This is a genomic window from Alteraurantiacibacter lauratis (assembly GCF_037154155.1).
In the GTDB taxonomy this organism is placed as follows: Bacteria; Pseudomonadota; Alphaproteobacteria; order Sphingomonadales; family Sphingomonadaceae; genus Alteraurantiacibacter; species Alteraurantiacibacter lauratis.
On record NZ_JBANRN010000009.1, the window covers coordinates 84,428 to 96,871 of the forward strand.

General features: G+C 63.5%; 6 protein-coding genes. All 6 read right to left on the reverse strand.

Features of this window, described 5'->3' with window-relative positions; translation table 11 throughout:
* Window positions 1-51: 51 nt before the first annotated feature.
* The gene (locus tag WFP39_RS09805) at window positions 52-516 is read right to left on the reverse strand and encodes a hypothetical protein (RefSeq protein WP_336919334.1); all 465 of its coding nucleotides are present in this window, start codon (window positions 514-516) and stop codon (window positions 52-54) included.
* Between the two features lie 88 nt (window positions 517-604).
* Entirely contained in the window at window positions 605-1,750 is a 1,146-nt protein-coding gene (locus WFP39_RS09810; RefSeq protein ID WP_336919335.1) for an NADH:flavin oxidoreductase, read from the reverse strand.
* 51 nt (window positions 1,751-1,801) lie between these two features.
* On the reverse strand, window positions 1,802-2,281 hold the full coding sequence (locus tag WFP39_RS09815; protein WP_336919336.1) for a hypothetical protein: 480 nt from the start codon (window positions 2,279-2,281) through the stop codon (window positions 1,802-1,804).
* A gap of 114 nt (window positions 2,282-2,395) precedes the next feature.
* Window positions 2,396-6,667 (reverse strand): DNA-directed RNA polymerase subunit beta', encoded by a 4,272-nt coding sequence (gene rpoC / locus WFP39_RS09820; RefSeq protein WP_336919337.1) that lies wholly within the window; start codon window positions 6,665-6,667, stop codon window positions 2,396-2,398.
* Window positions 6,668-6,742: 75 nt separating this feature from the next.
* Window positions 6,743-10,909: a DNA-directed RNA polymerase subunit beta gene (gene rpoB, locus WFP39_RS09825; RefSeq protein WP_336919338.1), complete on the reverse strand. Its 4,167-nt coding sequence runs from the start codon at window positions 10,907-10,909 to the stop codon at window positions 6,743-6,745.
* Window positions 10,910-11,171: 262 nt separating this feature from the next.
* Window positions 11,172-12,269 (reverse strand): endonuclease/exonuclease/phosphatase family protein, encoded by a 1,098-nt coding sequence (locus tag WFP39_RS09830; protein ID WP_336919339.1) that lies wholly within the window; start codon window positions 12,267-12,269, stop codon window positions 11,172-11,174.
* Between the last annotated feature and the right edge of the window lie 175 nt (window positions 12,270-12,444).

Sequence of the window (12,444 nt, forward strand, 5' to 3'; positions counted from 1 at the left end):
AGCGCAGCGCCTATCCAATACCAGTATCTCAATACCCGTGGCTCAACGCGCTCAGCCCGGCGAGCCGCGCCAGCTTGCCGCCAGCCGCACTGCCAGATCGAACAGCACATCGTGATGCGCAGACGAGACGAAGCCGGCGATCTGGTGGCCGAAATCACGCCGATCGCCCTTGGCCGCCGCTGAAACCATGGCCGCAAGCGTCACCTCGTCCGGAGAGGCAAGGCCGCAACACGGGCGGAGCACCTGCACCCGTTCGGGCCAGGCATTGCCAACGGCATCGGCAAACCCGATCAGGCAACGCACCGCATCGACGCCGTGCAAATGCCGCAGCAGATCGGGCAGGGGATCGCTGCCCCGGCTGCTATGTGCAGCAAGCATGCGAATAGCCCGCACCGTGTCGCGCCCCAGCGGCCCGCAATCCTCCAGACGCGGCGGCTGCGCCAACCGTTCCACCAGCGCGCTGCGCGCCGGTTGGCTAGCTGCGGATGACGGGCGGCACGGGCGGGGAGCGGGCATGGCAGACCTTTCTTGCGAATGATTCGCAGAAATATTACCGCCGCTCACCCGGATTACAATGCGAATAATTCGCAATAGCGTTTATGGGCTATGCCAGTTCCGCCATCGCCGCCGGATTGAAGTCCTCCAGCTCGCCAATACGCCCCTCGCGCACCTTGCGCGCCCAATACGCATCGGACAGCAGCGCGCGGCCCACCGCGATCAGGTCAAACTCGCCGCGTTCCATCCGCGCGATCAGCGGGTCGAGCCCTGACGCGGCGGAGGTTTCCCCGGCAAAGGCGCCGAAAAAGTCGCTCGAAAGGCCCACCGAACCCACGCTGATCGTGGGCAGGCCGGTGATTGTCTTGGCCCAGCCTGCAAAGTTCAGGCCGTTCTCGCCATCGACCTCCGGAAACTCCGGCTCCCAGAATCGGCGCTGCGAGCAATGGAAGATGTCCACCCCGGCAGCGGCAAGCGGAGCCAGCCATTGTTCCATTTCCGCAGGCGTCCGGGCCAGCCGCGCGGTGTAATCCTGCTGCTTCCATTGACTGAGACGCAGGATGATCGGGTAAACCGCGCCCACTTCGCCGCGAATCGCGGCGACAATTTCGGCGGCAAAGCGGCTGCGTTCGCCAATGCCCGCCCCGCCCCAGCGGTCACTGCGCTGGTTGGTGCCCGCCCAGAAGAACTGGTCGATCAGGTAACCGTGCGCCCCGTGAATCTCGACCGTGTCGAACCCAAGCGCCTGCGCCGCCTTGGCCGATTTGGCAAAGGCGTGGACGGTATCGGCAATCGCCTCCTCGCTCATCGGTTCGCCCACCTTTTCATCGGGCTTGTTCAGCCCACTCGGCGTATCGAGCGGCGGGCGCGCAAAGGACGGATCAGCCGTAGTGCCCCCTGTGTGCCAGATCTGCGGGCCCATCTTGCCGCCTGCTTCGTGCACCGCATCGATCACGCCCTTCCATCCGGCCAGCGCGGCATCGCCATGGAAAAAGGGGATATGCGGCAGATTGCGGCTGGCCGGACGATCCACCACCGTCCCTTCGGACAGGATCAGGCCCACTTCGCCCTCGGCCCGGCGGCGGTAATAGGCCGCATTGGCCGGCCCCGGCACGCCATCGGGCGCCATATTGCGCGTCATCGGCGCCATGACGATGCGGTTCTTGAGGGCCAGTTTGGGCGAAGTGAAAGGTTGGAACAGGATGGAGGTGTCGGTCATCGGGGCGATGCTTTCGTTGTGAATTGCCACGCGCATGTGGGAACTGGCAGCGCGCGCTCAAGGAGGCTTTTGCAAGGGAAAGAAAGCCTATTGGCTGAACAGCAGCACGCTGTATCCGCCACCTGAAAGTTCGACCCCGTTCGCGGGCGTGCGGCCGATCGTGTCTGCATGGCGGAGCGCCGTGAACACGTCTGCCATGCGGGGCGGCACGGCACCTGCGCAGACGGGTGGGGTTGGTGCGTCTGGGACAGGCTGCGGATTTTCGGGCATGGGCGGCGCGCTGGTGAACCATTGGCCATCGATGCGGTAGCCAAGCACCATCCCGGCGCAGCGCGGCTCCGCCCAAATTTCCGCCATGCTGGCGCTGAGCGCGATGCCATAGGTTTCGTTGAGCGGCTCGCCATCAATCCCTGCCACGCGCCATTCGCCTTCGAGCGAGGCGATTTCGGCAAGCGGCGCGGCCGTGGGCCTTTCTGTGCTCTCACTAGCAAGCGGCGCGGGAGGCGCATCCTGCGAACAGGCGGTCAGAAGAAAGAGGAGGGCGGCGAAGGCGGGGCGTGCAGGCATGGTCATCATACTCGGCATACCACTTTCGGTTCCGCAAGAGCGGACATGAAAAAGCCCCGCCAGATCGCTCCGGCGGGGCCTGTTCTGGCTGGCCCTTGGCACGGGGAGAGAAACTTACTCCTCGCCCACATCCTCGGCAGCGGTATCCACATCGGCTTCTGCCACCGCGGCACCGCCCATGGCGGCCATTGCGGCCTTCATCGCTTCCTCGCTCGGCACAGCGTCGGCGGGTTCCTCCGCTTCCACCACCGGCAGCGAGGCTTCCGCCATCTTGCGATACTGCGCACGCAGCGCTGCATCGCGGCTGTTCGCCGCCACGCGCAGCCGGTTCATGGCCGCACCCGTGCCCGCCGGGATCAGGCGGCCCACGATGACGTTTTCCTTCAGGCCGGTCAGCGAGTCCTTCTTGCCTTCAACCGCCGCCTGCGTGAGCACGCGGGTGGTTTCCTGGAAGGACGCGGCCGAAATAAAGCTGCGCGTTTGCAGGCTCGCCTTGGTGATGCCCAGCAGCACCGGAGTGCCCGTAGCATGGCGGCCACCCTTGGGCACCTTGGCATTCATTTCGTCCATTTCCTGGCGATCGACCTGCTCGCCCGGCAGCAGTGTGGTGTCACCACCGTCGGTGATCTCGACCTTTTGCAGCATCTGGCGAACGATCACCTCGATGTGCTTGTCGTTGATCTTCACGCCCTGCAGGCGATAGACTTCCTGGATTTCCGACACGAGATATTCGGCCAGCGCTTCCACGCCCAGCACGTCGAGGATGTCGTGCGGGTTGGGCGAACCGGAAATCAGGGTGTCCCCCTTCTTCACGAAGTCGCCTTCCTGCACGTCGATCACCTTGGTCTTGGGAACCAGATATTCCACCGGATCCCCCTCTTCCGGGATGATCGCGATCTTGCGCTTGGCCTTGTAGTCGCGGACAAATTCGATGCGGCCGCTGATCTTGGCGATCACCGCATTGTCCTTGGGCACGCGGGCTTCGAACAGTTCGGCCACACGCGGCAGACCGCCGGTGATGTCGCGCGTCTTGGCAGCTTCGCGGCTGGCACGGGCGAGGATGTCGCCCGCGGCCACTTCCTGCCCGTCCTCGACCGACAGCGTGGTGCCGGGGGCGAGCATGTAGCGCGCCGCCTCGGTCTCGCCGCCCGCTTCACCCAGCAAGGTTAGCCGCGGACGCAGGTCTTCCTTCTTGGAACGGCCTGCGGCGCGGTATTCGATCACCACGCGCTGGGCGATACCGGTGGCATCATCCACCCGCTCTTCCAGCGTCTTGCCTTCGACCAGGTCCTGATACCGCACGATGCCGGCGGTTTCGGTGATGATTGGCAGGGTGAACGGGTCCCATTCGGCCAGGCGATCACCTTCCTTCACCGATGCGCCATCCTCGAACATCAGCATGGTGCCGTAAGGCACGCGGTGGATCGCGCGTTCGCGGCCCTCGGCATCCACCAGCACCATTTCGCCCGTGCGGGCGAGCGACAGGCGCCGGCCGCGCTTGTCCACGATGGTGGGCATGTCGCGGTAAACCACCTTGCCATCCGAAATCGCTTCGAGATGGCTGGTTTCGTTGACCTGCGCCGCCCCGCCGATGTGGAAGGTGCGCATGGTCAGCTGCGTGCCCGGTTCACCGATCGACTGTGCCGCGATGACGCCCACGGCCTCGCCGATATTCACCGGCGTGCCGCGCGCCAGGTCGCGGCCATAGCAGGTCGCGCACACGCCCTGTTCGGCTTCGCAGACGAGCGGCGAACGGATCTTGGCGACCACGACTTCGGCCTCTTCGATCGCCTTGACCATGTTTTCGTCAACCATGGTGCCGGCCTTCACGATCACTTCGCCCGTGGAGGCATTGAGGATATCCTCGGCCACGGTGCGGCCCAGAATACGCTCGCCCAGCGAGGCAATCACGCTGCCGCCCTGCACGATGGCGCGCATTTCGAGCGCCCGCTGGGTGCCGCAATCCTCCTCGATCACGACGCAATCCTGCGACACGTCGACAAGGCGGCGGGTCAGGTAGCCCGAATTCGCCGTCTTGAGCGCGGTATCGGCCAGACCCTTGCGCGCGCCGTGGGTGGAGTTGAAGTATTCAAGAACGGTCAGACCTTCCTTGAAGTTCGAGATGATCGGCGTTTCGATGATCTCGCCGCTCGGCTTGGCCATCAGGCCGCGCATCCCCGCCAACTGCTTCATCTGTGCCGGCGAACCACGGGCCCCTGAGTGGGACATCATGTAGATCGAATTGATCGGCTTCTGCCGTCCGTTCTCATCCTTGGGCGTGGCGCGGATCTTGTCCATCATGGCGTTCGCCACCTGGTCGCCGCAACGGCTCCACGCGTCGATAACCTTGTTGTACTTTTCCTGCTGGGTGATGAAGCCGTCCTGGTACTGCTGCTCGTAATCGGCAACCAGCGCCTTCGTTTCGGCAATCAGCGCATCCTTCTCTTCCGGGATGATCATGTCATCCTTGCCGAAGGAAATGCCCGCCTTGAACGCATGGCGGAAGCCCAGCGCCATGATGGCGTCGGCAAACAGCACGGTGTCCTTCTGGCCGGTGTGGCGGTAGACCTCGTCGATCACATCGCCGATGTCCTTCTTGGTCAAAAGGCGGTTGATCGTTTCGAACGGCACCTTGAAGTTCTTGGGCAGGCATTCGCCGATCAGCATCCGGCCCGGCGTGGTTTCCACCCGCTTCATATAGGTGTTGCCGGCCTCGTCGGTCTGCGGAACGCGGGTGGTGATCTTCGAATGCAGCGTCACCGCGCCGACATGCAGCGCCTGATGCACTTCGTTGATATCGGCCAGGATCTTGCCTTCGCCCGGCTCACCCTCGCGGTCCATCGACAGGTAATAGAGGCCCAGCACCATATCCTGCGAAGGCACGATGATCGGCTTGCCGTTGGCGGGGCTGAGGATGTTGTTGGTCGACATCATCAGCACGCGCGCTTCGAGCTGGGCTTCCAGCGAAAGCGGCACGTGCACGGCCATCTGGTCCCCGTCGAAGTCGGCGTTGAAGGCCGAGCAGACCAGCGGGTGCAGCTGGATCGCCTTGCCTTCGATCAGCACAGGCTCGAACGCCTGAATGCCAAGGCGGTGCAGCGTGGGCGCGCGGTTGAGCAGCACGGGGTGTTCGCGGATCACCTCGTCCAGGATGTCCCAGACTTCCTTGCGCTCCTTCTCGACCCACTTCTTCGCCTGCTTCAGGGTCATCGACAGACCCTTGGCGTCGAGGCGCGCATAGATGAACGGCTTGAACAGTTCGAGCGCCATCTTCTTGGGCAGGCCGCACTGGTGCAGCTTCAATTCCGGACCGGTCACGATCACCGAACGGCCCGAATAGTCGACACGCTTGCCGAGCAGGTTCTGACGGAAGCGCCCCTGCTTGCCCTTGAGCATGTCGGACAGCGATTTGAGCGGGCGCTTGTTGGCACCCGTGATCACGCGGCCGCGGCGGCCGTTGTCGAACAATGCGTCCACCGCTTCCTGCAGCATGCGCTTCTCGTTGCGCACGATGATATCGGGCGCGCGCAGTTCCATCAGCCGCTTCAGGCGGTTGTTGCGGTTGATCACGCGGCGATACAGGTCGTTAAGATCCGAAGTCGCAAAGCGGCCGCCATCGAGCGGCACCAGCGGGCGCAGTTCGGGCGGAATGACTGGCACGACATCAAGGATCATCCATTCAGGCCTGTTGCCGCTTTCGATGAAGCTTTCGACCACCTTCAGGCGCTTGATGATCTTCTTGGGCTTGAGCGCCGACTTGGTCGTCGCCAGTTCCTCCATCAGGTCCTGGCGCTCCTGCTCCAGATCGAGGTCCATCAGCATCTGCTTGACGGCTTCGGCACCGATCCCGGCGCTGAACGCGTCTTCGCCATACTCGTCCTGGTAATCGAGCAGCTCGTCCTCGCTCAGCAGCTGATATTTCTCAAGCGGGGTCAGGCCCGGCTCGATCACTACGTAGCTTTCGAAATACAGGATGCGCTCGAGCTGCTTCAATTGCATGTCGAGCAGCAGGCCGATGCGGCTCGGCAGCGACTTCAGGAACCAGATATGCGCGACCGGCGCGGCCAGTTCGATATGACCCATGCGTTCGCGGCGGACCTTGGTCACGGTCACTTCGACGCCGCACTTTTCGCACACGACGCCCTTGTACTTCATGCGCTTGTACTTGCCGCACAGGCACTCGTAATCCTTCACCGGGCCGAAGATGCGCGCGCAGAACAGCCCGTCACGCTCCGGCTTGAAGGTGCGGTAATTGATCGTTTCGGGCTTCTTGATCTCGCCGAACGACCACGAACGGATACGCTCCGGGCTGGCGATGCCGATCTGGATCTGGTCGAAGGTTTCCGGCTTCGCGATCTGGTTGGTGAATTTCGAAAGTTCGTTCATTTTTCAGGTCCCTTGGGTAGGGTTCAACAGGGGGGCGGGGGTGAGGGCGGCACCGCAGCGCCGCCCGCGCCCCTGTTATTCGGCAGCGATCTGCAGGCCGTCGCCGTCTGCATCGTCATCGCCCAGCGAGGACAGGTCGACATTGAGGCCGAGCGAACGCATTTCCTTGACCAGCACATTGAAGCTTTCGGGAATGCCGGCTTCGAAGGTGTCGTCACCCTTGACGATCGCTTCGTAGACCTTGGTGCGGCCGACCACGTCGTCGGACTTCACCGTCAGCATTTCCTGCAAGGTATAGGCCGCGCCGTAGGCCTGCAGCGCCCACACTTCCATTTCGCCGAAGCGCTGGCCGCCAAACTGCGCCTTGCCGCCCAGCGGCTGCTGGGTGACGAGGCTGTAGGGGCCGATCGAACGCGCGTGGATCTTGTCGTCCACCAGGTGGTGCAGCTTGAGCATGTAGATAATGCCCACGGTCACCTTGCGGTCGAACGCTTCGCCCGTGCGGCCGTCATAAAGGACGCTCTGGCCGGAGGGATCGAGCCCGGCCTTCACCAGCATGTTCGACACGTCCGCCTCGCGCGCCCCGTCGAACACCGGCGTGCCCATCGGGACGCCCGCGCGCAGGTTCTCGGCCAGTTCCACCACTTCCTCGGTCGAGCGGCTGTCGATATCGGCGTGGTATTGCTCGCCATAGATATCCTTCAGCTTCTCCACCACAGCGGCCGGCGGCGGGCCGGCTTCGGGGTTGGGGTTGGCGGCGCGCCATTCGTCCAGCGCGGCGGCAACCTGATGGCCCAGCGCACGGGCGGCAAAGCCCAGATGCGTTTCGAAGATCTGGCCCACATTCATGCGCGAAGGCACGCCCAGCGGGTTGAGCACCAGATCGACCGGCGTGCCATCTTCCAGGAACGGCATGTCCTCGATCGGCAGGATGCGCGAAATCACGCCCTTGTTGCCGTGGCGGCCGGCCATCTTGTCGCCCGGCTGCAGCTTGCGCTTCACCGCGACGAAGACCTTGACCATCTTGAGCACGCCGGGGGCGAGTTCATCCCCGCGTTCGAGCTTTTCCTTGCGGTCCTCGAACTTGTCCTTGATGGCCTTGATCGCTTCGTCATACTGGGCCTTCACGGCTTCCAGCTGCGCCTGCATCCGGTCATCCGCCACGGCGAACTTGAACCATTCGTGGCGGTCCACTTCCTCCAGCATGGCTTCGGTGATGACCTCGCCCTTCTTCACGCCCTTGGGAGCGGCCGAAGCAGTCTGGCCCACCAGCATGTCGCGCAAGCGGTTATAGGTGGCGCGGTTGAGGATGTTGCGCTCGTCCTCGCTGTCCTTCTTGAGGCGTTCGATTTCCTCGTTCTGGATCGCGCGGGTGCGGTCATCGATCTCGATACCGTGGCGGTTGAACACGCGCACTTCCACCACCGTGCCGGCCACGCCCGGCGGCAGGCGCAGCGAGGTGTCGCGCACATCGGACGCCTTTTCGCCGAAGATCGCGCGCAGCAGCTTTTCTTCCGGCGTCATCGGGCTTTCGCCCTTCGGCGTGATCTTGCCCACCAGAATGTCGCCGGGGTGCACTTCGGCGCCGATATAGACGATGCCCGCCTCGTCGAGGTTGCGCAGCGCTTCCTCGCCCACATTGGGAATGTCGCGGGTGATGTCTTCCGGCCCCAGCTTGGTGTCGCGGGCCATCACTTCGAATTCCTCGATATGGATCGAGGTGAACACATCGTCCTTCACGATGCGCTCGGAGATCAGGATCGAGTCTTCGTAGTTGTAGCCGTTCCACGGCATGAAGGCGACGAGGCTGTTCTTGCCCAGCGCCAGTTCGCCAAGGTCAGTGGAGGGGCCGTCGGCAATGATATCGCCGGCTTCCACCACATCGCCCACCTTTACCAGCGGGCGCTGGTTGATGCAGGTGTTCTGGTTCGACCGCTGGAACTTCTGCAGCGTGTAGATGTCGACGCCCGACTGGCCCGGCTCGATATCGCCGCTGGCGCGGATCACGATACGGGTGGCGTCCACCTGGTCGACCACGCCGGCGCGGGTCGCGCCGATCGCGGCGCCCGAATCGCGCGCCACGGTTTCTTCCATGCCGGTGCCGACAAACGGCGCTTCCGCCTTCACCAGCGGCACGGCCTGGCGCTGCATGTTCGAGCCCATCAGCGCGCGGTTGGCGTCGTCGTTTTCCAGGAACGGAATGAGCGAGGCGGCAACCGAAACAAGCTGCTTGGGGCTGACATTCATCAGCGTGATCTGGTCGCGCGGGGCCATCACGAATTCGCCGTTCTGGCGGGCCGAGATCAGATCTTCCACAAAACGGCCATCGGCGTCGAGTTCGGCCGACGCCTGCGCCACGGTGTGCTTCTGCTCCTCCATGGCGGAAAGATACTGCACCTCGCCGGTCACCTTGCCGTCGATCACCTTGCGGTATGGCGTTTCGATGAAGCCGTATTTGTTGACGCGGGCGAAGGTGCTCAGCGAGTTGATCAGGCCGATGTTCGGACCTTCAGGCGTTTCAATCGGGCAGATGCGGCCGTAATGCGTGGGGTGAACGTCGCGCACTTCAAAGCCCGCGCGCTCACGCGTCAGACCGCCCGGCCCCAGCGCCGAGACGCGGCGCTTGTGCGTCACTTCAGAGAGCGGGTTGGTCTGGTCCATGAACTGCGAGAGCTGCGACGAGCCGAAGAATTCGCGCACCGCGGCCACGGCCGGCTTGGCGTTGATCAGGTCGTTCGGCATCACAGTGGACACATCCACCGACGACATCCGCTCCTTCACCGCGCGCTCCATGCGCAGCAGGCCGACGCGGTACTGGTTTTCCAGCAGCTCGCCCACCGAACGCACGCGGCGGTTGCCGAGGTTGTCGATATCGTCGACCTCGCCCTTGCCGTCCTTCAGGTTCACCAGTTCCTTCACCACGGCGAGGATATCTTCCTTGCGCAGCGTGGTGACGGTGTCCTCGGCATCGAGGCCGAGGCGCATGTTGAGCTTTACGCGGCCCACGGCGGACAGGTCATAGCGTTCCGGATCGAAGAACAGGCCTTCGAACAGCGCTTCGGCGGTTTCCTTGGTCGGCGGTTCGCCCGGACGCATGACCTTGTAGATCGCTTCCAGACCCTCGTCACGGTTTTCGGCCTTGTCGGCTTCCAGCGTGTTGCGGATCCAGGGACCGGTGTTGACGTGGTCGATATCGAGCAGGTCGAGCTGATCGATCCCGGCGGCGTCGAGCTTTTCGAGATTGTCGGGCGACACTTCATCGCCCGCTTCGATGTAGATGCGGCCGGTCGCCTCGTCGATCAGGTCATTGGCGGCATAGCGGCCAAAGATTTCCTCGGTCGGGATCAGCAGCGTCTTGAGGCCGTCCTTTTCCGCCTTGTTGGCGGCGCGGGGGCTGACCTTCTGCCCGGCGGGGAACACTTCCTCACCGGTTTCAGCGTTCACCAGCGCGAAGCTGGGCTTGGCACCGCGCCAGGATTCGGCCTGATAGGGGATCTGCCAGCCGCCCGGCGCGCGCTTCCATGTCACCGTTTCATAGAAGTGGTGCAGGATATCTTCGGCATTGAGGCCGAGCGCGAACAGCAGCGCAGTCACCGGCAGCTTGCGCTTGCGGTCGATGCGGACGTTCACGATGTCCTTGGCGTCGAATTCGAAATCCAGCCAGCTGCCGCGATAGGGAATGACGCGCGCGGCAAACAGGAACTTGCCGCTGGAATGGGTCTTGCCGCGGTCATGGTCGAACAATACGCCGGGCGAGCGGTGCATCTGCGACACGATCACGCGCTCGGTGCCGTTGATGATGAAGGTGCCGTTCTCCGTCATCAGGGGCATATCGCCCATATAGACGTCCTGCTCCTTGATATCGAGCACGGAACGGGTTTCGGTCTCGCTGTCCACTTCGAACACGATCAGGCGCAGCGTCACCTTCATCGGGGCGGCATAGGTGATTCCGCGCTGGCGGCATTCGGTCACGTCGTATTTCGGGTCTTCCAGCTCGTAATGGACGAAATCGAGCTCCGCCGTGCCGGCGAAATCGCGGATCGGGAACACGCTGCGCAGCGTCTTTTCGAGGCCCGAAACATAACCGGTTGCCTTGTCGGACCGCAGGAACTGCTCATAGCTTTCGCGCTGAACCTCGATCAGGTTCGGCATCTGCACCACTTCGTGGATGTCGCCGAAGATCTTGCGGATGCGCTTGCTCTTGGTGCCGACGGTTTCGGGAGCCTGATATTTGGTCGCCATGAGAAGGTCGTGTGCCTCTTGCCTGGGCCGGCCGCATCCGATTCGCAATCGGCCGCGGCAGGCGGAAAAATGTGCTGGCGGATAGGGCCGGTGGAGACGCGCAAAAGGCCACGGATGTCTCGGCGCATAGGCACCGGACCGTAGCCTTATCCCACATCTCACGGCAAACCGTGCTTCCATCCTGTGGCCCGCCCCCGCGATAAGGCGTGCCTTGCTCGAAGCAATCGGCTGAGGCGCGATATAGGCAGGGTCGCCGGCAAAGTCAAAGACCCGCGTGCGATTCCGCCTCCCCTTCGCTCCAGTACAGCCGCCAGACCACCTCCAGCCCGTCGTGATCGGACAGCATTCGCCCGTTTATCGGCGCATCGAACCGCGCGCGTATGGCCACCGGCTCGATATTGACGCGCTGTCCCTGCACGAAGCCCTGCAGATCCTGTGTGTCCATCCACGGCTCGTCATTGTCCCAGCTGGCCGTCACCACGCACAGATCGGGGTGCCTGATGCAGTGGCGGTGCGCCAGTTCGCCACGAATATGCTCTTCCTTGGCGGCAAAGCGGTCCGGATCGTGCCGGGCGTTGAAATCGCCCGTCCAGATAAGCGGGCCGCGTCCGCGCCAGGCCCGGTCGAGAAATGCCTCGATCTGGGTAAGCTGGCGGCGATAGGCATAGAGCGAACGTTCCTCACTCGCGCCCGAGGAATCGCGGCTGTTGAGATGCGTGTTCAGGATGAAGAGCGGTTCGGGCATGCCGGGCAGATCAATCTCCACCAATTGCACTCCCTTGTTCGCCAGACAGTCATACCCCGCACAGCTGTGCCCACCAAAGGGATGGACGCGCACATTCGCCACGGCAAGATCGGTTGCCGCCAGCAAGCCCGAATTGGCGCGCCGCCCCAGCCTTTCACCGCGCAGCAGACGGCGGCCCTTGCGAAATGCGCGGTCAGCCGGGCCGACCAGCGGATCGGCGCGGGTGCCGCGCTGCGGCCCGCGCACCAGATTGGTATAGCCCACTTCGCCCATCATCCGCGTAGCACTGGGGACGAAGGCTTCCTGAAGCACCACCACATCGGGCGAGCCATAGGCAAATTCCTCCGGCCACGCAGCGGCGATCCGCGCCATCGCCTCGCCCGCATTGGCGCGGCGCGGCCACGGCAGGCCCGCGACATTGTAACTGAGCACCGAGAGGTGGAGGAAAGGCTGCCCCGTGACGGGATCATGATCCACCGGCAGGGAAAATGCGGCGGGCAAAGGTGGCGGATCAAGCCGCGGATGGCTTGCGCATCCCGCCAGCATCAAGGCCGCCGCCCACAGCGCCAGAATCGCACCAAAGGGGTGGCCGGAATATTGGGGTGGACGCGGCATTGGCTCTGTCCTGCCTTGCCAGGACCACTACCGCAACCCCGCCTTTGCTTGACTCACGCACCCGATCCGCTAATGGCGCAACCCGATCCCTAGGGATCATCCGTCCGAGACAGCTGCCGGGGGCAACCCCTTAATTTGCAGCCTAGGCGGGGAAACAGAGATTTCGGCCTCTTTC

Bases quoted from the DNA above. Each gene is read 5' to 3' on its own strand.
- WFP39_RS09805 (WP_336919334.1), bottom strand. From the start codon at position 516: ATGCCCGCTCCCCGCCCGTGCCGCCCGTCATCCGCAGCTAGCCAACCG.
- WFP39_RS09810 (WP_336919335.1), bottom strand. From the start codon at position 1,750: ATGCGCGTGGCAATTCACAACGAAAGCATCGCCCCGATGACCGACACC.
- WFP39_RS09815 (WP_336919336.1), bottom strand. From the start codon at position 2,281: ATGCCTGCACGCCCCGCCTTCGCCGCCCTCCTCTTTCTTCTGACCGCC.
- rpoC (WP_336919337.1), bottom strand. From the start codon at position 6,667: ATGAACGAACTTTCGAAATTCACCAACCAGATCGCGAAGCCGGAAACC.
- rpoB (WP_336919338.1), bottom strand. From the start codon at position 10,909: ATGGCGACCAAATATCAGGCTCCCGAAACCGTCGGCACCAAGAGCAAG.
- WFP39_RS09830 (WP_336919339.1), bottom strand. From the start codon at position 12,269: ATGCCGCGTCCACCCCAATATTCCGGCCACCCCTTTGGTGCGATTCTG.